The sequence below is a fragment of the Sphingomonas soli NBRC 100801 genome, from assembly GCF_001591025.1.
Classification (GTDB): Bacteria; Pseudomonadota; Alphaproteobacteria; order Sphingomonadales; family Sphingomonadaceae; genus Sphingomonas; species Sphingomonas soli.
Map to the genome: position 1 here is coordinate 80590 of NZ_BCTZ01000020.1, position 21094 is coordinate 101683.

General features: G+C 65.5%; 17 protein-coding genes. 9 read left to right on the top strand and 8 right to left on the bottom strand.

Annotated features, from left to right (window positions below):
- Position 1: 1 nt before the first annotated feature.
- Positions 2-1396, bottom strand: coding sequence for an exodeoxyribonuclease VII large subunit (gene xseA / locus SSO01S_RS15090; protein WP_066800424.1), 1395 nt, complete (start codon positions 1394-1396; stop codon positions 2-4).
- Here xseA and purD point away from each other — a divergent pair.
- The 3 genes from purD to SSO01S_RS15105 all read left to right on the top strand — a co-directional run bounded on the left by purD (position 1395) and on the right by SSO01S_RS15105 (position 5447).
- Entirely contained in the window at positions 1395-2660 is a 1266-nt protein-coding gene (purD, locus tag SSO01S_RS15095) for a phosphoribosylamine--glycine ligase (RefSeq protein ID WP_066800427.1), read from the top strand. The two genes, xseA and purD, sit on opposite strands and share 2 nt — an antisense overlap.
- Before the next feature lie 395 nt (positions 2661-3055).
- Positions 3056-4540 carry a vWA domain-containing protein gene (locus SSO01S_RS15100; RefSeq protein ID WP_245646819.1) on the top strand — a complete coding sequence of 495 codons (1485 nt, stop codon included), beginning with the start codon at positions 3056-3058 and terminating at the stop codon, positions 4538-4540.
- Between the two features lie 82 nt (positions 4541-4622).
- Positions 4623-5447 (top strand): helix-hairpin-helix domain-containing protein, encoded by an 825-nt coding sequence (locus SSO01S_RS15105; protein ID WP_066800436.1) that lies wholly within the window; start codon positions 4623-4625, stop codon positions 5445-5447.
- Here SSO01S_RS15105 and SSO01S_RS15110 read toward each other — a convergent pair.
- The 3 genes from SSO01S_RS15110 to SSO01S_RS15125 form a co-directional block, all read right to left on the bottom strand.
- A complete protein-coding gene (locus tag SSO01S_RS15110; protein WP_066800442.1) occupies positions 5444-6754 on the bottom strand; it encodes a hemolysin family protein in 1311 nt (436 codons plus the stop codon). The genes SSO01S_RS15105 and SSO01S_RS15110 overlap by 4 nt on opposite strands.
- A gap of 1212 nt (positions 6755-7966) precedes the next feature.
- Entirely contained in the window at positions 7967-8398 is a 432-nt protein-coding gene (locus SSO01S_RS15120; protein WP_066800448.1) for a nucleoside deaminase, read from the bottom strand.
- Between the two features lie 163 nt (positions 8399-8561).
- Entirely contained in the window at positions 8562-8855 is a 294-nt protein-coding gene (locus SSO01S_RS15125) for a hypothetical protein (RefSeq protein ID WP_083943150.1), read from the bottom strand.
- Positions 8856-9019: 164 nt separating this feature from the next.
- Here SSO01S_RS15125 and rpmB point away from each other — a divergent pair, with 164 nt between their 5' ends.
- A complete protein-coding gene (gene rpmB / locus SSO01S_RS15130) occupies positions 9020-9316 on the top strand; it encodes a 50S ribosomal protein L28 (RefSeq protein ID WP_066800454.1) in 297 nt (98 codons plus the stop codon).
- Between the two features lie 83 nt (positions 9317-9399).
- Here the strand turns inward: rpmB and SSO01S_RS15135 are convergent, their stop codons facing one another.
- Together SSO01S_RS15135 and SSO01S_RS15140 are read right to left on the bottom strand one after the other, a co-directional pair.
- On the bottom strand, positions 9400-10386 hold the full coding sequence (locus tag SSO01S_RS15135; protein ID WP_066800457.1) for an esterase-like activity of phytase family protein: 987 nt from the start codon (positions 10384-10386) through the stop codon (positions 9400-9402).
- A 192-nt stretch (positions 10387-10578) separates the two neighbouring features.
- The gene (locus SSO01S_RS15140; RefSeq protein WP_066800459.1) at positions 10579-11787 is read right to left on the bottom strand and encodes an LL-diaminopimelate aminotransferase; all 1209 of its coding nucleotides are present in this window, start codon (positions 11785-11787) and stop codon (positions 10579-10581) included.
- Positions 11788-11902: 115 nt separating this feature from the next.
- Between SSO01S_RS15140 and SSO01S_RS15145 the strand changes: the two genes are divergently transcribed.
- From SSO01S_RS15145 to clpS, 3 genes are all read left to right on the top strand, one after another.
- On the top strand, positions 11903-13630 hold the full coding sequence (locus SSO01S_RS15145; RefSeq protein WP_066800461.1) for a PHA/PHB synthase family protein: 1728 nt from the start codon (positions 11903-11905) through the stop codon (positions 13628-13630).
- Positions 13631-13746: 116 nt separating this feature from the next.
- The gene (locus tag SSO01S_RS15150; RefSeq protein WP_066800463.1) at positions 13747-14505 is read left to right on the top strand and encodes a phasin family protein; all 759 of its coding nucleotides are present in this window, start codon (positions 13747-13749) and stop codon (positions 14503-14505) included.
- 145 nt (positions 14506-14650) lie between these two features.
- Positions 14651-14980, top strand: coding sequence for an ATP-dependent Clp protease adapter ClpS (gene clpS / locus SSO01S_RS15155; RefSeq protein WP_083943152.1), 330 nt, complete (start codon positions 14651-14653; stop codon positions 14978-14980).
- 152 nt (positions 14981-15132) lie between these two features.
- Here clpS and SSO01S_RS15160 read toward each other — a convergent pair whose 3' ends face one another.
- Positions 15133-15840 carry a Crp/Fnr family transcriptional regulator gene (locus SSO01S_RS15160; protein ID WP_066800468.1) on the bottom strand — a complete coding sequence of 236 codons (708 nt, stop codon included), beginning with the start codon at positions 15838-15840 and terminating at the stop codon, positions 15133-15135.
- Between the two features lie 150 nt (positions 15841-15990).
- Between SSO01S_RS15160 and murA the strand changes: the two genes are divergently transcribed.
- Positions 15991-17277 carry a UDP-N-acetylglucosamine 1-carboxyvinyltransferase gene (murA, locus tag SSO01S_RS15165; protein WP_066800471.1) on the top strand — a complete coding sequence of 429 codons (1287 nt, stop codon included), beginning with the start codon at positions 15991-15993 and terminating at the stop codon, positions 17275-17277.
- Positions 17278-17363: 86 nt separating this feature from the next.
- Positions 17364-18800 carry a S41 family peptidase gene (locus SSO01S_RS15170; RefSeq protein WP_066800473.1) on the top strand — a complete coding sequence of 479 codons (1437 nt, stop codon included), beginning with the start codon at positions 17364-17366 and terminating at the stop codon, positions 18798-18800.
- Here SSO01S_RS15170 and SSO01S_RS15175 read toward each other — a convergent pair.
- The gene (locus SSO01S_RS15175; protein WP_066800539.1) at positions 18791-21076 is read right to left on the bottom strand and encodes a GH92 family glycosyl hydrolase; all 2286 of its coding nucleotides are present in this window, start codon (positions 21074-21076) and stop codon (positions 18791-18793) included. The two genes, SSO01S_RS15170 and SSO01S_RS15175, sit on opposite strands and share 10 nt — an antisense overlap.
- Positions 21077-21094: the final 18 nt, after the last annotated feature.

Genomic DNA, 21094 nt, shown 5'->3' on the forward strand with positions numbered 1-21094 from the left:
GTCACAACAGGCTTGGTTGCTCGGGTTTGCCGGCTGCATAGGGTTTGCCACCCGGCCGCTCAACCTTTGCATCTACTGCACCGTCGATGAACCGCAGCGTTACAGCCCCCGCCGCGCGCGCGGCATCGGCGGTGCCTATCACCTTGCCCGTGGCCCGCGCCTCCACCCAGGCATAGCCGCGCTCAAGCGGCCGATTGGGGTGGACAAGGTCGAGATGCCGCCCAGCCCCAGTGAGCTTATGGCGCGCAGCTTCGAGCCGCTGAGACAGCATCGCCGGGCGAAGCGCGCCGGTGGAGCGATCGAGCTGACCGCGTGCCATCGTCACGCGCCGCTCCAGCGCGCGATCCAGCCGCCCCCCCAGATCATCCATCCTCTGGCGCTGCGGACCGAGCAGGGCATCGCGACGCGGAAGCACGCGGACCAGGGCCGCAAGCCGTTCCCTGCCGCGATCATGATAACGTCGCGCACAGCGTTCGGCGCGCAGCGCCAGGCTGGCGATCGTGTTGGCCACCTCCGCGCGCACCGGCACCGCCATTTCGGCGGCGGCGGTGGGCGTCGGCGCGCGCAAGTCTGCGGCGAAATCCGAAAGGCTGGTGTCGGTCTCATGCCCCACAGCCGAGATCAGCGGGATCGAGCAGGCCGCGATCGCGCGGACAACCGCCTCTTCGTTGAACGCCCACAGATCCTCGATCGAACCGCCGCCGCGAGCGACGATGATCAGGTCGGGCCGTTTGACCGCGCCGTCAGCGGGCAACGCATCGAAGCCGCGGATCGCCGCCGCGACTTCGGCCGCCGCGCCATCGCCCTGCACCTTGACGGGCCAGACGATGACATGGGTGGGGAAACGATCCTCGAGCCGGTGCAGGATGTCGCGGATCACCGCGCCGGTGGGCGAAGTCACCACCCCGATCGTGCGGGGCATATAAGGCAGCGGCTTCTTGCGGCTGCGATCGAACAGGCCCTCCGCCGCCAGGCTCGCCTTCAATTTCTCGAACAGCGCCATCAGCGCGCCTTCGCCCGCCAATTCCATCCGCTCGATCACGATCTGGTATTTGGAGCGCCCCGGATAGGTGGTGAGCTTGCCGGTCGCGACGACCTCCAGCCCGTCCTGCGGGTTGAACGGGATTTGCGAGGCCTCGCCGCGCCAGATCACCCCGTCGATCACCGCATCGGCATCTTTCAGGCAAAGATAGGCATGCCCGGAAGCCGCGCGCTTCCACCCCGAAATCTCGCCGCGCAGGCGGACATGGCCGAACTCGCCTTCGACCATGCGCTTGAGCTTCGACGAAAGCTCGCTGACGCTCATCGCGCTTGCGTTGTCCCCGGGCACCTCCTCGGGTACCAGCCGCCCAAGTCTATTTTCAGAAACGCTTTCTTCGAAAAAGGGGTCGGGCATGAACGTCCTGTTGCTTGGGTCTGGTGGCCGTGAACATGCGCTCGCGTGGAAGCTGGCGCAATCACCGGCACTCGAAAAGCTATGGGCCGCGCCCGGAAATCCGGGGATAGCCGAGTTTGCCGAACTGGCCGACATCGCCGTGAGCGACCATCGCTCAATCATCGATTTCTGCCTGCGCCATTCGATAAACTTCGTGGTGATCGGACCCGAAGCGCCGCTCGTCGCCGGGCTGGGTGACAATCTGCGCACGATGGGAATCTTGGTGTTCGGACCGAACAAGGCCGCCGCACAACTTGAGGGCTCGAAGAGCTTCACCAAGGATCTGTGCGCGCGCGAGAACATCCCTACCGCCGCTTTCGCCAAGGCCGAATCGCGCGATGGCGCTCTCGCCGCGCTGGACGATTTCGGCATTCCAGTAGTGATCAAGGCCGATGGCCTGGCGGCCGGCAAGGGCGTGACGGTCGCCATGACGCGCGAAGAGGCCGAGGAAGCGATCCTCGCGATCTTCTCAGATGCGGGCGCGAGCGTGGTGATCGAGGAATTCCTGGAGGGCGAAGAAGCCAGCCTGTTCCTGCTGACCGACGGCACGACGATCCTGCCGTTCGGATCGGCGCAGGATCACAAGCGCGTCGGCGACGGCGATGTCGGGCCGAACACCGGCGGCATGGGCGCCTATAGTCCCGCGCGCGTCCTCACCCCCGAACTCGAGGCACGCGCGATCGAGACGATCGTGCGCCCCACGATCGAGGCGATGGCGCGGATGGGCGCGCCCTATTCCGGGATACTCTATGCCGGGTTGATGCTGACCGCCGACGGCCCCAAGCTGATCGAATATAATGCGCGCTTCGGCGATCCCGAATGCCAGGTGCTGATGCTGCGGCTAGAGGAAGATCTGCTCGAGCTGATGGCCGCGACCGCGAAGGGCGAACTTGCCGGTCGCGCCGCGCCGCACTTCTCGAACGACACCGCGCTCACCGTGGTGATGGCCGCAAGGGGCTATCCGGGCACGCCGGAAAGCGGCGGCGCGATCTGCGGCATCGCCGCAGCCGAGGTAGGCGGCGCGCTCGTGTTCCAGGCAGGCACGCGGATGGAGGGCGACGCTTTGATCGCGAACGGCGGGCGCGTGCTCAACGTTACCGCATCGGGCAAGAATGTCCGCGAGGCCCAGGCTGCGGCATACCAAGCGGTGGACGCGATCGACTTCCCCACGGGTTTTTTCCGCCGCGACATCGGCTGGCGCGAAGTGGTGCGCGAAGCCCCGTAAAACGCGCCGTGCCCGCCCGCTCTGTTTCGCTGTCCGGACGTGCTTGGCCCCAAAATGATACAAGATATCATCTCGTTCATCGGGCAGTCATACACACGCCGTGAACATGCGAGAACAATTAGGGGAGAGTAATGATGTCGCGTTCCAGCTTGCTGCTTGGTTGTTCCGCCCTGCTCCTTACATCGGCTGCGCCACCGCCCCTGCCTGCCGCCGCCTCGCCGGGCGCAAGCCAGGATCGCCGTTCGCCGGTGCGCTGCACGCCCCGCGAGCGCGAAGAGCGCTCCAGTCGGCAGTGGCGCAACCGGCCCGCGCCCACGGCGATGCCGATGCCGATGGCACCACCCTCCCCACCGCCCCCTCCGCCTCCTCCGATAGCGATGGCGGCCCCCGCCATCATGCCAAGCCAGGCCATGCGGAGCACCGGCACTGCCGCGGCCAGGGCCACGCCCGAATATGGCTCGCGCGAGAATACCGAGCGCTATGACGGCAAGGCAGTCGCCTCGATTCTCTCGGTCGCCGACCAGCCCGTCTCCACCTTCTCGGTCGATGTCGATACCGGGGCCTACGCCAATGTACGGCGGATGCTCACCCAGGGACTGAACGTGGCTGAGGACGCGGTCAGGACCGAGGAAATGATCAATTATTTCCGCTACGATTATCCGCGCCCGGCGGATCGCGCGGTGCCCTTCAGCGTCACCACGGATGTTTCGACCACACCGTGGAACCCGGGCACACGGCTGATGCGGATCGGGCTGCGCGGCTATGACGTGGACGCACGCGGGCGCCCGCCCGCCAACCTCGTCTTCCTCGTCGACGTGTCGGGATCGATGGACGAGGACGACAAGCTCCCGCTGGTCAAGAAATCGCTGTCCATGCTCGCCGATCGGCTAGGCCCGAAGGATCGCGTCTCGATCATCGCCTATTCGGGCATGGTCCAGACCGTGCTCGAGCCGACGAACAACACGAATTACATCCGCCAGGCGCTCGACTGCCTCTACGCCGAGGGCTCGACCGCAGGCGGCACTGCGATGAAATCGGCCTACGCCCTCGCCCGCGCCAACTATATCGAAGGCGGGATAAACCGCATCGTGATGGCCACCGATGGCGACTTCAACGTCGGCGTGAGCGACAACAAGGCGCTGATCGATATGGTCAAGCGCGAGCGCGACAGCGGCATCACGCTCACCACGCTCGGCTTTGGCGCTGGCAATTACAACGAAGCGATGATGGAGCAGGTCGCCGACGCCGGAAACGGCAATTACGCCTATATCGACAGCGCGATGGAAGCGCAGAAGGTGCTGGAGGACGAGCTTTCCGCGACACTGCTGACCATCGCCAAGGACGTGAAGGTCCAGGTGGAATTCAACCCCGCTCAGGTGAAGCAATATCGCCTGATCGGATATGAAAACCGCGCGCTGGCCGAGGAAGATTTCACCAACGATTCGGTCGATGCAGGCGACATGGGCGCAGGGCATCAGGTGACCGCACTGTATGAAATCGTGCCGGCGGGCAGCGCGGGCTGGCTGCCCGAGCGGCGCTATGAAGGCAACCGCCCCGCGACGCCCGCGAACACCGGCGGCGAGCTGGCATTCGTGAAGCTGCGCTACAAGCTTCCGGGCGAGAGCGCGTCGCGGCTGATCGAGCGCCCGGTTCCCGCCGCGCTGATCCACAGCGCCCGCGCGCCGCAGGGCGACATGGCCTTCGTCACCGCGGTGGCGGCGTTCGGCCAGAAACTGCGCGGCGACAAATATCTGGGCGGATTCGGCTATCGCGAGATCGGCGCGCTGGCCCCGGCGTCGAACGATTATTGGCGCAGCGAATTCACGCGGCTGGTCCGCCTGGCCGAATCGGGACAGCCAAGGCGCGCGGCGCGCGATTAGCGCCCGCGATTAGGGTGTTGCTCGCCGCAGCCCGGCGCTATGCAGTTGTACGGAATCAACTGCCTGGCGTCGGGAGGCGCATATGAACGACCAGATCCAGCAGCTTTTGGCCAATGCCCCGCCCTGGGCGCGCGAACCCGCCGTACAGATCGGCGCGGGCGTGGTGGTGGCGCTGCTGCTGCTCTGGCTGCTCAGCCGGTTGTTCCGGAGCCGCCCCCAGGCCGAAGAGATCGTCGAGCCGGTCTATCAGGAGGAGGTCCCGGTCACCCGGCCGATCTCGCCGCCGCCAGTCTCCCCTCCGCCGCCGCCGATTGCCGAAGAGCCGGTCATCGTGCCGCAACCGCTGCCGCCGGTGATCCATGTCGCGCCCGAGCCTGAGCCCCAGCCGCAAGCCATGGTGGAGCCTGCGCCGGAGCCAGAGCCGGTGGTGGAACCCGAACCCGCTCCGGCACCCGAACCAGCCCCGGAACCCGAACCGGCCCCTGCGCCTGAACCCGTCGCGCCCTACGCGCCGCAGGAAGTTCCCGCGCCTGCGCCGATCGCCGACGAGCCGATCGCAGCCGCCGCGCCGTTCGACGCTTCACCCGCCAGCATCGCGGCGGACGAGCCCCAAGAACAGACCCCCGCGCCCGCCCCCGAACCCCAGCCCGCAGCAACAGCACCGGCCGCCGCCGACGAGCTTACCCGGATGAAGGGGGTCGGCCCCCGGCTCGCGGACCGGCTCAACAGCGTTGGGGTGACCAGCTTTGCCCAGATCGCGGCGCTGACGCCGGAGGACGCGGACGCGCTCGACGCCAAGCTCGGCGATTTCCAGGGCCGCATCCACCGCGACCGCTGGATCGAGCAGGCCGGCTATCTGGCGCAGGGCGACATTGTCGGCTTCGAAGCGGTGTTCGGGAAGCTTTAGCCCTCGCGCTTGGCGATCTGGCTCACCAGCAGCTTGTCGATCTTGCGGCCGTCGAGATCGACGATCTCGAAATTCCAGCCCTGCTCGGTGAACTGCTCACCCTCGGCCGGCAGATGCTTGAGCACCGCGAGCGCGAGGCCCGCCACGGTCGCGTAATCGCGGTCCTCGGGCAGATCCATGCCGAGCCGTTCGGCCAGCGCATCCGCAGGCATAGCGCCGGAGACGAGCAACGAGCCATCCTCGCGCACCACAACATGGGGATTGTCGCCCGGATCGCTGTACGACACGAAATCGCCGGCGATCGCCGCGAGCAGATTGGCCGGCGTGACGATGCCTTCGAAATGGCCATATTCGTCATGGACCAGGCCCATCGGCACTTCGGCGCGGCGCAGCGCGCCCAGCGCGTCCATCGCATCGACCTGATCGGGGAGCACCGGCGCGGTGCGCATCAGCCTGCGCAGATTGAGATCTTCGCTGCGGAACAGCGCACCCGCAATATCGCGCGCCTGGACCACGCCGATCACCGAATCGACCGATCCTTCCGCCACCGGCAGGCGGGTATGCGGCGTGGCGAGCAGTGCCTCGCGGATGCCGTCGGGATCGAGATCGACATCGAGCCAATCGACTTCGGTGCGCGGCGTCATCACTTCGCGCACGGGGCGATCGGCAAGACGGACCACGCCCGAAATGATCGAGCGCTCATGCTCCTCGATCACGCCCGATTTGCTGGCCTCGGCGACGATCAGGTGGAGTTCCTCCGCCGTGACGCGGTTCTCCGATTCGCGCTTCAGCCCGACAAGGCGGAAGATCAGCGCGCTCGATTGATCGAGCAGCCACACGACCGGTGCGGTGATCCGGCTGAGCCAGAGCATCGGAATGGCCATCACTGCGGCGATCGGCTCGGGCGAGCGCAGCGCGAACTGCTTGGGCACCAGCTCGCCGATGATCAGCGAGGCATAGGTGGTGATCGCGATCACCAGGCCGAACCCCAGCGTCTGCGCCGTCTCGGGCGACAGACCCAGCCATTCGAGCCGGTGCGCGACCGGCATGCCCAGGCTCGATCCCGAATATGCGCCCGCGACGATGCCGATCAGAGTGATGCCGATCTGGACGGTCGAAAGGAATTTGCCCGGGTCCGAGGCGAGCAGGATGGCGGCCTTCGCGCCGCGCTTGCCCACGCGCGCCAGCGCCTCCATCCGGGCCGGGCGCGCCGAGACGATGGCAAGTTCGGACATGGCGAAAACGCCGTTCACAGCGATCAGCACGAGGATGATCGCAACATCGATCCAGGGAAAGGGGGCGTTCATGGTGTGCCCCCCTCATATCCGCAGTGCCCCGGCCAGTACAACCGCCCGCAGCTGCTCCGCCGAAACGACGGGCCCTGGGAGGTGGACGCGCGGCCTGGTTGCGCAGGTTTCACGCGAATCGTGAAACTTCGTAATCGGCGAGCGCAATTTTACTAGCGGAGCCGCGCGATAGTAATCGGTGATCCGGGACGTGAGCCGTTAAACGAGCCGTCGGGCAATGGGGCGGAACGTCTCAATCTGGGTGTTTACCTGCCGTCCGCTGGACTGAGGCGCACGACCAGCGGTTGTGCGGTCGCTGCCACGTCGAAGTGCGCCTCCATACAACTGGTGACCCAATGTCGTAACTCGGGAGCCTGAGCGAGGTTTTCAAACTCGCCGCCCATCATCGCGATGTAGTCTGGCGACGCATGAGACTCGCTCTTGACCCATCCCAGAAACGGGCTCTCGGTACCAACCTCAGAAATTGTCGAGGTGCTAGGCGCTCCTGTGGGGAATGGGTCTCCTCTGACTGCGAAGCAGACGACCACTGGCCAGCTTATCTGATAAATGCTGTCGTTTGACGAAGGGACAATCTCGCTAGAGGTAAAGCCCAAGTCGAAAGGATCAGCCTCCGGACCTAGCCTGCTCCGCTCTTGCAGTATGATTTGGAGGCTCCGGTCATCCAATACCTCGTGCGATACTAAGAACGCCGGATGTGAGATCGTCGGTAGCTCCATGTATTGTCAGTACGTGCGGGCGGCACCGTGTTCAATGTCCGCTAGTGGGTCGCTAGCCGACCGACCGCTTTCAGGCTCGCGCCCTTCACGTGAGGAAGCGTCGGCAGGTAGAAAGCTGGCAGCGAATATTGCCCCGTTTCCCCCGTCACCCCGGGCTTGCCCCGGGGTCCCGCTATTTCTTGCGGGCTATCGCTCGGGCGAGATGCGCCAGCCGGGCAAGCGCTGACGGTGTGCAAGAAGCGGGACCCCGGGGCAAGCCCGGGGTGACAAGGGGATGCCTGGCTGGAAGGACAAGATGTGCGGGTTTGCCGCATTGCTGCGCACGAGGTGCTGGCGGATGTGGGTGCGGTCGTGCGCCACATCATCGATGCGGTACGCGGCGACTACCCCTCCACCGCCTTCGGCGGTCCCCCTCCCCCTCCGGGGGAGGAATAGGGAGTGAGATCGACGGTCGCTACTGGCAGTCAGCCGTCTGGCGGCGGCGACGAGATACCCCCTAGTCGCGGCGCTCGCGGAAGAAAGCGCGGAGCATCTCCCCCGCCTCTTCCTCTCCGATGCCCGGATAGATTTCGGGGCGGTGATGGCAGGTCGGCTGCGTAAAGAAGCGTGGGCCGTGCTCGACCGCGCCGCCCTTGGGATCGGAGGCGCCGTAATAGAGGCGGGCGATGCGGGCATGGGCGATCGCCCCGGCGCACATCGCGCAGGGCTCGAGCGTGACCCACAGGTCGCAATCCTCGAGCCGGTCGCGCCCCAATAAAGCGGCGGCCTCACGGATCGCGCGGATTTCGGCATGGGCGGTGGGATCGTGGAGCTTGCGCGGCGCATTGGCGGCGGTGGCGATAACCTCGCCGTTGCGCAGGATCACCGCCCCCACCGGCACCTCCCCTGCATCGGCGGCGGCGCGGGCCGCATCGAGCGCGCGGCGCATGGGGGCAGGAAGCGGGAACATGCGTGCTGGGTAGCGATGTACGTTCGCGCCGTCACCCCGCGGCGGCGACGCGCGAACGCATTCGTGACCCCGGCACGCCCAGTCCGCAGGCTATCAGGAATCGCGCCCCAGGCCGCGATGCGAGCCCGGGGCTGCGGGCTGGTTATTTCGCGGCGGGCGTCGCGCCAGCGTCCGGAGCCTTCTTCACTTCGATGGTGGGCAAGGTCACCGTGGTGTTCTTCAGCTCAACCGTCGGCACGGCGACCGTCGCATTGGTGCTTCCGATCCCGACCGAGCCGGTTTCCGCCTTGATCTCGGGCAGCTTGCCGCCCTTCATGTCGAATGCGACGCTCGGCAGCGCGCCCGGCGCCGACTGCGTGATCTTGAGCATGCCCAGCGACATCATCACCACCACCGCAATCGCGATCAGACCGATCAGCACCAACAATCCACGCATCGTCATTCTCCCCTGAATTTGAATCGCTTGCGTAATTAACGTTTATCAACCACGTGGGTTGCGTTCGTACAAGGCTTTCCTTGGGCGAATCAGTTGACGCACCGTCCCATTGCGGGTATCGGCGCGGCCTTTCCGGCACACTGCCACGAACCAGGATTAAAGCGATGTCGCGCATTTGCGAGCTGACCGGCAAGGGCCGGCTGGTGGGGAACAACGTTTCCCACGCCAACAACAAGACCAAGCGTACCTTCCTGCCCAACCTGCAGAACGTCACGCTGATCTCGGACGCGCTGGGCAAGAGCGTGCGTCTGCGCGTCTCGACGCACGGCCTGCGTTCGGTCGAGCATAATGGCGGCCTCGACAACTGGCTGCTCAAGACCAGCGACGAAGATCTCTCGCTGCGCGCCCGCCGCCTGAAGCGCGATGTGCGCAAGGCATCGGCCGAGAAGACCGCCGCCTAAACTTTCCTTTTGAGGAAAAAGCGTCAGCCCGTTCTCCCCCGCGGAGAGCGGGTTTTTCGCGTTCCTGCGCGCGTCGTGCGGGATTACAGCTCCAGCCTGAACTTGAGCAGCAGCGAGCGTTCCCAGAATTGCAGATTGTCGTCGGACGCGATCCAGACAATCGTCGCGCCTGCTTCCTGCGTGACCGCGAGCGCTTCGAAATTGTCGTGGAGCAGCGGCGCGGCGAAATGCGCGATCTCTCGGCCCTGGACTGCTGCACCGGGGCGGATCGAGCGCGGATCGACCAAAGTAAGCTTGGCGGTGAACAGCGCGCGAAGCGAAAAGTGCCGGTTGAGAACCAGCAGCCGCCCATCTGGCAGCTCGGCCATGTCGCTGGGATCGAAGCCGGGCGGAGGAATATAGGTGAAGCGAAAGCCGCGATCGGGCGCTTCGGTGGGGTCGCCCGTGAACATCAGGCCGATGCGGCCGGTCTGGGCCAGCGGCCCTTTCGGGCGCGATGTCTCGCTGATCACGATGAACCGGCCACTGCGGAGGCGCACCATGGATTCGGCGCCGCCATTGGGGGACCAGTCGCGCATCGCGGGCGGGCGCACCGAGCGTTCGGCGCGCGTCAGCGTCGCATCGTAGCGCCAGATCGCATTGTCGCGCTCGAAGCCCAGCCATATCCGGCCCGTTGCGGGATCATGGGCCAGCGACTCCACGTCGCGCTCCTTCTTCAGATAGCCGGTGCCCGGGCCTGCCGCGACGTCGCCGAACTGCGCCTCCGACAAGCGGAAGTCCGCATCCAGCCGGAAGCGGACGACATTGCCCGAATCGCTGACGAGCAGGAAACGGTCGCCCGACACGTGCATCGCCGAAAAGCCGCCGAACACCCGGTCGGGACTGCGCAGATGCACCCCGCCCAGATAGGTGAGCGCACCGGCGCGCCGTGCGGCGGGGTCGCGCGAATCGAGCTGCACGGGCGTCGCCGTGATCCGCGGATCCGCGCCGAGCCGCTCGCGCTGATTTTCCTCGGATGGCCCGGCGAGAACGCAAAACAGCAGGGAAAATAGCAAGGCGAGACGACGCATCCTGCCCTCATAGCCATTCGCGCGGGCGGGGCCAGCCGGATGGCGCGAGGATTAACCGCCGCTAACCAAGCCGTTCAGCAAGCCGTCAATGGAACCCTGCTAGGCAGCAAGTGTTGTTCGCGTAACGTTTCCCTCGCGTAGCGTATCGAGGGATGGGGGCCGGTTCCATGCGAGCCGGCCCCCTTCGTATCGTCAACCGGCGCTCTTCGCCCCGGTGTTGACCCCCATCGACTGGAGATATTTCTTCACGTTGCGCGCCGCCTGGCGCAGGCGCTGCTCGTTCTCGACCATGGCGATGCGGACAAAGCCTTCGCCATTCTCGCCATAGCCAACGCCGGGTGCGACCGCGACCTTGGCATGGCTGAGCAACTGCTTCGAAAACTCCAGGCTGCCGAGATGCGCGAGCGCGGGCGGCAGCGGTGCCCAGGCGAACATCGACGCGGGCGGGGCGGGAATGTCCCAGCCGGCGCGGCCGAAGCTCTCGACCAGCACGTCGCGGCGCTTGTGGTAAAGCTCGCGGTTGCGCTCCACGATATCCTGCGGGCCGTTGAGCGCGGCGCAGGCTGCGGCCTGGATCGGGGTGAAGGCGCCGTAATCGAGATAGGATTTCACCCGCGTCATCGCGGCGATCAGCGTCTTGTTGCCGACCGCGAAGCCCATCCGCCAGCCGGCCATGGAATAGGTTTTGGAAAGCGAGGTGAACTCGATCGCCACATCCTTCGCGCCCGGCACCTGGAGGATCGAGACGGTAGGCTTGCCGTCGAAATACAGCTCCGAATAGGCAAGATCGGAGATGATCCAGACCTGATTCTCCTTCGCCCAGGCGACGAGCCGCTCGTAAAAGCTGATGTCCACCGTCTCGGCGGTGGGGTTCGACGGATAATTGACCACGAGGATCGAGGGCCGCGGCACCGTGAAGGCAATCGCACGCTCCAGGCTCTCGAAATAATGCTCGTCCGGCGTGGTCGGCACCGCCCGGATCGTCGCACCCGCGAGGATGAAGCCGAAAGTGTGGATCGGATAGCTCGGATTGGGCGCAAGCACGACATCGCCGGGCGCGGTGATCGCGGTGGCGAGGCTGGCGAGACCCTCCTTCGAACCCATCGTCACGACGACCTCGGTCTCGGGATCGACATCGACCCCGAAGCGGCGGCCGTAATAATTGGCCTGGGCACGGCGCAGGCCCGGAATCCCCTTCGACTGCGAATAGCCATGCGCATTGGGCTTTTGCGCCACCTCGACCAGCTTTTCGATCACGTGCGGCGGCGGCGGCAGATCGGGGTTGCCCATGCCGAGATCGATAATGTCCTCTCCCGCCGCTCGCGCCGCCGCCCGCATCGCATTGACTTCGGCGATGACATAGGGTGGCAGGCGCTTCATGCGGTAGAATTCTTCGGACATAACCTCGTCTCGTGAATTGAAAGGGCGGCACGTCTGTGTACCGTGCTACGGCTGATAGGGCATAAGCGGCGCGCGTGGAAAGCAGTTACGCTTTGCAGCGCCGAGGAGTGGATTGATGCCGGATACGCCGACCCCAAGCCTCGAAGATCTCCAGCACTGGACCTGGGTGCTGGGCAAGGCGCAGCAGATGATGCTGGAGCAGGGGCTGGACGTGATGGACCAGGCACCGGCCAATCCGGCGTTCGGGGCGATGCTCGATCCTACCGCAGCCCTTCGCGCCACCGCCGATTTCTGGGCGGACACGATGCAATTGTGGCAGCGCTTCCTCGACCCCGCCCACGCCACGCCGTTTGAGGAAACGCCCGAGCAGGCGCGCGACAAGCGCTTCAAGGCGCCGCAATGGCGCGAGGAACCGGTGTTCGACTTCCTCCGCCAGAGCTATTTCGTGATCGCCGATCATCTGCTGAAGGGCGTGGACGCGCTGGACGGCGTGGAGCCGCGCCAGAAGGAGCAGATCCGCTTCGCGACCAAGGGCTTTATCGACGCGATCAGCCCGACCAACTTTCCCGCGACCAATCCGCTGGTGCTGGAGAAGATCGTCGAGACCAAGGGAGAGAGCCTGCTCAAGGGGCTCCAGCACATGCTGGCCGATATCCAGAAGGGCCAGATGACCCAGACTGCCGAAGGCGCGTTCGAGCTGGGGCGCAACCTGGCAATGACCCCGGGCAAGGTCGTCAAGCGCACGCCGCTCTACGAGCTGATCCAATATGCCCCGGTGACCGAACAGGTTTACAAGACCCCGCTGATCATCTTCCCGCCCTGGATCAACCGCTTCTACATCCTCGATCTGACGCCCGAGAAGAGCTTTATCGCCTGGGCGGTGAGCCAGGGGCTGACCGTGTTCGTCGTATCGTGGAAGTCCGCCGACGCGAGCATGAAGGATGTGCGCTGGGACGATTATGTCGAGCATGGCCAGATCGACGCTATCGATACGGTGCGCGATCTGCTGCGCGTCGATAGCGTGCATGCCATCGGCTATTGCGTGGCGGGGACGACGCTGGCGGCGACTCTGGCGGTGCTCTCGGCACGGGGCGAGCAGGGCAAGGTCGCCAGCGCCACCTTCTTCACGGCCCAGGTCGACTTCTCCGAAGCGGGCGACCTATCCATGTTCGTCGATGACGATCAGCTGGCGTTGATCCAGTCGCTGGGCGGAGAGGGATTCCTCGACGGGCGCTATATGGCGACGACGTTCAACCTGCTGCGCGGCCGCGACCTGATCTGGAGCTACGTCACCAATAATTACCTGTTGGGCCAGGACTATGCGCCCTTCGATCTGCTCCACTGGAATTCGGACGTGACCAACCTGCCCGCAGGCTGGCACCTGGACTATCTGCGCGACCTCTACCGCGACAACAAGCTGGTCCAGGCGGGCGCGCTGGCGATCGGCGGCACGCCGCTGGACCTCTCCAGGGTGACCGTGCCGACCTATGTGCAGGCGGGGCGCGAAGATCATATCGCACCCGCCGCCAGCGTCTGGAAGATTACGCACCACTTCAAGGGGCCGATCCGGTTCGTGCTCGCGGGATCCGGGCACATCGCGGGTGTGGTGAACCCGCCCAGTGCCGGCAAATATCAATATTGGACCACTGATGCGCGCGTCGAGACGCTCGCCGAGTTCGTCGCAGGCGCACAAGAGACCAAGGGCAGCTGGTGGCCCGACTGGATCGACTGGATTGACAGCCTGGACGCCGCCAAGGTGCCGGCAAAGGGCGCGCGGATACCGGGAAAAGGCAAGCTCAAGCCGCTGGCGGAAGCGCCGGGCACCTATGTCCGGGCGCGCTGAAAGGCCCGTTTCCCTAGCGTAGATTGCACATTTGTTGCACTGCACAAAAATCTCTTGCATTGCAGCAGGGGCACGCATATATGCCGCATTGCAGCAATGAAGCAGGGAACCGTCTGATGGCTAGCAAGGGACCGAAGAACGGCACGGTGAAGACCGCCGCTTCCAAGCCCGCCGCGCGCCGCAAGCCGACCGCGCCCAAGGCGATTGTTGCTGCACCCGTGGCTGAGAAGCCCGTCCAGGCCGCGCCCGTCGAGCCCGTGATCGCGACCCCCGTCGCAGAAGCGGTCGCCGAAACGCTCCCCGAGACGGTCCCGGTCGTGGAAGCAGCACCGCAGGAAGTCATCGAAACCGTCACCGAAACCACCGAGAGTGTCGAAGCTGTGATCGAGCCCGTTCTGGAGGCCATCGCCGAAATCGCCGCTCCGGTAACCGAGAAAGTCGAAACCATGATCGAGACCAACACCGCCAAGGCGCAGGCCCTGTTCGCCGACTTCAACGATCGCACCAAGGCTGCCGTCGAAAAGTCGACCAAGCTGATCGAGGAAGCCAATGACTTCGCCAAGGGCAATGTCGAGGCGATCGTCGAATCGGGCAAGATCGCGGCCAAGGGCCTCGAGACGCTGGGCCAGGACGCCGCGGACTATGGCCGCAAGTCGTTCGAGAGCACGACCGCCGCGCTCAAGACCTTCGCCACCGTGAAGTCGCCGGCCGAACTGTTCAAGCTCCAGAGCGATTTCTTCCGCACCGCGTTCGATTCGTACGTCGCCGAAGCGTCGAAGAACACCGAAGCCTTTATCAAGCTGGCGGGCGACACCGTGCAGCCGCTGTCGAGCCGCTTCGCGGTCGCAGCCGAGAAGGTGAAGGCGGCGGCATAAGCCACCCGCGTTCATAGCAAGGTAGAAAGGGCGGTCATCCGGAAGGATGGCCGCCCTTTTCCTTTGCGAACCGCGCCCTTGCCCTTCCCCCCGCAAAATCATATTTTTGGGCGCGATGCAGCACATCTCCGATTTCCAGATCCGCATGACCGAAGACGGTGATGACGATCGCAGCGACGATCCTTCGGTCGGCCTCGCGACGCGCACCCGCACGCGCACCAAGCAACCGACGCCCTATCGGGTGCTGATGCTCAACGACGATTACACGCCAATGGAATTCGTCGTGCTGGTGCTCCAGCGCTTCTTCAAGATGGATATGGAGGCCGCCACCCGCGTGATGCTGGCGGTCCATCAGCGCGGCGTGGGCGTGTGCGGCGTGTTCAGCTACGAGGTCGCCGAGACCAAGGTGAGCCAGGTGATCGATTTCGCCCGGCAGAACCAGCATCCGCTGCAATGCACGATGGAAAAGGCCTGAGAGCGGGCCCAGCTACGGATTTCCTCGTAGCTGAAACATATTTGCGTTCCTGCTAGCCACGCTAATCCCCGCATCCCACCCCCCCTCGGGGTCTCAGGAAAAGTCGGCCGGATTGCGCAGATCCTCCCTCCGCGCAATCCGGCCGCACCCCCTCAATGCTGCCTGGGCAGCCAGTTGAGGCTCAGCCCCTCATAGCGATTGACGTAATTGGCCGCGCGGCCCAGCGCGCGCTCGTCGAGCAGGGTGACGCGGCCGCCCTCTCGCGCGATCATCTTTTCCTCCTCCAACTGGCGCAGCATCCGGTTGACGTGCACCGCGGTGAGGCCGGTCGCGTCGCCCACTTCTTCCTGTGTCAGCCCGAGGACGAAGACATTGCTGATGCTCTTGTCCGTCGCGCGCAGCCGGTTGCGAAGATCGAGCAGCAGCGATGCGATGCGCGCCTTGGCCGAAGTGCGGCCGAGCGCGGCCAGCCGATCGGTCAGCGCAACCCGTTCGATCTGCGAATAAACCAGCACCATCGCGGCAAGGCGCGGATGGCCGGTCATCATTTCGGACAGGGCCGCGCGATCGAATGGGCTCACCACGCAATCGGAGAGCGCCGCAAGCGTTTCCGGCGCTTCGCGATACACGGCCGAGGAAATGGCGAGCATGTCGCCGGGAAACAGGAAGCGCAGAATCTGCCGGCTGCCATCGTCGAGCAGCACATAGCTCATCATCAATCCGCTGCGGAGGATGAAGAGCTCGTTGCAGACTTCGTTCTCACGCTGAAGCACCGCCCCGCGGCGCACCGGCCGCTGGCGTTCCTCCAGTTTCTCGAGCGCACGACGTTCGACTTCCGTCAGATCGATCAGCTCACTCAATACTTCGGCAAAACAACTACCGGACACGCGCCGCTTCTCCCCCACGGCACGTTGTGAAGCAGTGCTTTTGAATCAATGCATTAACGTCGATCAAGCGGCGCAAATTGCACCGCGCTTGCGCACGTCCCGCGAGCGGCTAGAAGCCACACCATGGACCGCATTATCATCCGGGGCGGAAACCGCCTTTCAGGGCAGATCCCGATCTCCGGCGCGAAGAACGCCGCGCTTACGCTCATGCCCTGCGCGCTCCTTACCGATGAGCCGCTGACGCTGCGCAATCTGCCGCGCCTCGCCGATGTCGACAGCTTCGGGCACCTGCTGAACGAGCTGGGCGCATCCACCGCGATCGAAGGCACGCGCCCCAGCGATTTCGGCCGGGTGATGACGATGCGCGCGGGCAATCTAAGCTCCACGATCGCGCCCTATGATATCGTCCGCAAGATGCGCGCCTCGATCCTGGTGCTCGGGCCGCTGCTCGGCCGTGCGGGCGAGGCGACGGTCTCGCTGCCCGGCGGCTGCGCGATCGGCAACCGCCCGATCGACCTGCACCTGAAGGCGCTGGAAGCGATCGGCGCCGAGATCGAGGTGGCGGCGGGCTATGTGAAGGCCAGTGCGCCGAAGGGCGGCAGGCTGACCGGCGGACGCTATCGCTTCCCGGTGGTATCGGTGGGCGCGACCGAGAATGTGCTGATGGCCGCCGTGCTCGCCAACGGCACGACGATCATCGAGAATGCGGCGCGCGAGCCCGAGATCGTCGATCTGTGCAACCTGCTGGTCGCGATGGGCGCGACGATCCACGGCATCGGCAGCGACCGGCTCGAGATCGAAGGCTGCGAGCGCCTGCACGGCGCGACCTATGGCGTGATGCCCGATCGTATCGAGGCGGGCAGCTATGCCTGCGCCGCGGCGATCACCGGCGGCGATGTCGAGCTGACCGGTGCCTGCGCGGAAGACATGCGCGCTACTCTCGATGCGCTGGTCGAAGCCGGCGTCACGGTCGAGGAAAAGAAGAGCGGCATCCGCATCGCCGCCAATGGCCCGCTCAGGCCGCTTACGCTCAGCACCGCACCCTTCCCCGGCTTCGCGACCGACATGCAGGCGCAGTTCATGGCGATGCAGTGCCTGACCGAGGGCACCAGCGTATTCACCGAGACCATTTTCGAAAACCGCTACATGCATGTGCCGGAGCTGGCGCGGATGGGTGCGCATATCGAAGTGCATGGCCGCATCGCAATGGTCCGCGGCGTCGAGAAGCTGACCGGCGCGCCGGTGATGGCGACCGATCTGCGCGCGTCGATGAGCCTGATCATCGCGGGGCTGATGGCCAAAGGCGAGACGCAGGTGAACCGCGTCTATCACCTCGATCGCGGCTATGAGCGGCTTGAGGAAAAGCTCCAGGCCGTAGGCGCCGATATCGAGCGCGTCGGCGACGGCTGAACGGCCCGTCGCACTTTCGTCGCACGGGCCGATGTGCCCCCATGCGCCTTCGTGTATTGCCGCAGTAATACAGGGAGGACGGGTCCATGAAGAAGCTTGTGTTCGCGGCATTGCTCGCCGCATCGCCTGCGGTCGCGCAAACCGCGCCTCCGGCTCCGCCCGCGCCCGTCTGGGACGCGGCGCCCTGGCTGGCCGACCTCGCACAATATCGCGACGCCCTGCTGACCAAATATGCCAATCTCGAATGGCTGACCGAGGAGCGCGGCCTGCCGATCGATCGCGCGCTCGATCAGGCGAAGGCGGCGATGGCGCGGGCCGGCAGCGATGCCGAAGCGCGTCGGCTGCTCGATCGGATGACCGCCCAGATCGGCGACGGGCATGTGAAGCTACGCTGGCCCGCCGGCGCGGCCGCTTCGGGACCCGCCGGGCCAAAGCCCGCCAATTGCGGAGCGCTCGGCTATAATGGCCGCTCGGCGCGCGCGGGCACGGCAGCCGCGCTCCCGGGATATCGCAAGCTCGAAGGCGCTCCCTTCCCCGCCGGGCTGGTCGAAAATGGCGGCACCAGGATCGGCGTGATGCGGATCGGGGTTTTCGATCCGCACGGATATCCGGCTTTATGCGAAGCGGCGTTCGCTGCGATCACCCTGCCCGCAGGCGCAGGCTGCGACGATTCGTGCGAGGATCAGGTGCTCACCCGCTCCTATCGCGCGATGACCTCCGGGCTGGCGGACACGCTGAAGCGGCTCAAGGCCGAAGGCGCGCAGGTGCTGCTGCTCGATATCTCCGACAATGGCGGCGGCTCGGAATGGGCCGAGGCGGCGGCGCGGATGCTGAGCGCCCGCACGCTGAGTTCGGCGAAGACCGGCTTCGTGCGCGGGGCGCATTGGGCGAAGATCTGGAGCGGCACCGCCGAACGGCTGCGCGGGCATGCTGCGAAGGCCAAGGGTGCCGAGCGCGCGCAACTTCTTGCTTGGGCCGCCGAGGCCGAAGCCGCCGCGCGCGAGGCGTCCAAGCCGTGCGATCCCGCCACCGGCTGCACGCGCATCGCCCGCGCAGGGACCGCGACCGGGCTGGTGGGCAGCGCTCCCGCAGGCGCCTTCGATGGCAAGCCCTGGGCCAATGACGTCTTCACCATCGCCCAGCATCCCTATGTGCAGGGCGCATGGGATGGGCCGGTGATCCTGCTAGTCGATAACGAAACCTGGTCGGCAGCCGAGGAAGTCGCGGCGATGCTGGCGGACAATAAGGCGGCGCTGGTGATGGGCGCGCGCACCGGCGGCGCGGGCTGCGGCTATAGCTGGGGCGGCACCCCTACCAAGCTCGCTTATTCGGGTGCGACGCTCGAAGTGCCGGATTGCGTCCGTTACCGCGCCGATGGCTCGAACGAAGTGCGCGGGGTGATCCCCGAGGTGCTCACCGGCGTGCGCGCCAATGACGGGCCGAAGCTGCGCGCCGAACTGACCGCCGCCAAGCTGGGCGAAGCGATCGCCCGGGCGCAGGCGCTATACGCGGCTCAGCGATAGGGGCTCATCGAAAAGGGCCGCGCGGCTTTGCCCGTGGCCCATTTCCGGTTGGGCTTCGCCTGCATCGTGAAGCGCAGTTCGCCGCCCGCCGCGACCTCGTCATGCCGAATGTACGAGCGCGGCAGCGGCCTACCGTTCAGCGTCACCGCGCCGATATAGGGGTTCGCGTCGGATAGCCCCTCCGCCACCACCGAAAAGCGCTTGCCGTTCGGCAGATTGAGCACTGCCTTGTCGAGGAACGGGCGGCCGATCGCATATTCGTTGGAGCCCGGCGCGACGGGGTAGAATCCCAGCGTGGTGAAGACGAACCAGGCCGACATCTGCCCCAGATCATCATTGCCCGATAAGCCCTGGGGCGTCGGCTGATACTGGCTCTCGACGATCTGCTTCAGCCGCTCCTGCGTGCGCCATGGCTGGCCGGCATAATTGTAGAGATAGGCGACGTGGTGGCTCGGCTCGTTGCCATGGATGTACTGGCCGATCAGCCCGGCGATGTCCTCGGCATGGCTGTAGTCGATCTTCGAATTGTCGAAATCGAACATCGCGTCGAGCTTCTTCACCGCCGCCGCATCGCCGCCCAGCATCGCGAACATGCCCGCCTGATCCTGCGGCACGAACCAGGAATATTGCCAGGCATTGCCCTCGGTATAATCCGATCCATAGTTGATCGCGGTGGGATCGAACGGGGTACGGAAGCTGCCGTCCGCCTTGCGCGCGCGCAGGAAGCCGCTGGCCTTGTCGAAACTGTTGCGCCAGTTGCCCGCTCGCTTCTCGAACGCGGCGGCGACATCGCCCTTCCCCATCGCCGCCGCCATGCGCGCGATGGTCCAGTCGTCATAGGCATATTCGACCGTCTTGGATGCCGCTTCCGGCTCCTTGTCGATCGGCACATAGCCAAGCTTCATATAGTGATCGAGCCCGCCATAGGGTCCGTAGCTTGCGCTCGCGACCATCGCGTCGAGCGCCGCTTTCTCGTCAAACCCGCGCAGCCCCTTCAGATACGCATCGGCGATCACCGGCACGGCGTGATAGCCGATCATCGTCCAGGTTTCGCGGCCATGATATTGCCAGACCGGCAGGATGCCGAACGGGCTGACTCGCTGGCTGGCGAGGAGCGACTGGACGAAATCCAGATTGCGGCGGTCGGGCTGAGTCAGCAGCAGCAGCGGATGTTCGGCGCGGAACGTGTCCCACAGCGAAAAGGTCGAGTGGAAGGTGAAGTCCTTGCCCTGGTGCACCTGATCGTCGGGTCCACGGTAGCGCCCATCGGCATCGGCGAATACGCTGGGCGCAATCATCGAATGATACAGCGCCGTCGCCGTCATCTTCTTCATCGGCGCGGGCGCATCAATCTCGATCGCCGACAGCACCTTGGTCCAGGCGTCTCGCGATTTGGCGCGGATCGCATCGAAATCGCCGGCTTCGCTATCCAGATTGGCGATCGCGCCATCCTCATCGACGCTCGAAATCGCGACCTTCAGCTCCAGCGGCTTGCCGAGCTGGCCGAAATCGAGCGTGGCGACCAGCGACCGGCCCGCAAGCTGCGCGGCATTTTCGGCACCCCGGCTCGGCCCCTGGAAACCGCGATACGGCACCTTGCCCTCGCGATCGAGAAAGGCATGCGCCTTGAGCGGCGCATTGGGCCGGATCGCGAAATAGAGCTTGCGCGCGGGCGCCCATCCGCGCGTCTCGCGCATGCCGGTGATCGTCCCGTCGCTGCGGACCCGGACCGAAGACCAGAGGATCTTGCCCGGATAATCATATAGCGAACTGCGCAGATCGAGCACGACGCGCGCCGGCCCGGACTGGAACGCATAACGCTGGACGCCCACGCGCGTGCTGGCCGTCAGCTCCGCGCGCACGCCGGGCTTGTCGAGCGTCACCGCATAATAGCCGGGCTGGGCCTGTTCGGTCGCATGGCTGAACGGCGAGCGATAGGCATCCGGCTCCAGCGCGGTATCGGCGCCGATCGCCATGATCAGGAAATCGCCCAGATCCGAATGCCCCGCACCCGAAAAATGGGTCATCGAGAAGCCCTGGATCGTCGTGTCTTCGTAGCGATAGCCCGCCGCATGGCTGTAGCACTTGCGGATCTCGCAGGTCGCGTCGGTATCCGGGCTAAGCTGGATCATCCCGAACGGCGCGACCGCGCCCGGAAAGGTATGCCCCTCCCCGCCCGTCCCGATAAAGGGATCGACCGCCTCGTAATTGGTCTGGGCGGCAAGCGGGCTGGCGGCGAGCGCCAGGAGCGCGAGGGCGGTGCGGAATGATCTCATCATGTGCGCAGATAGAGC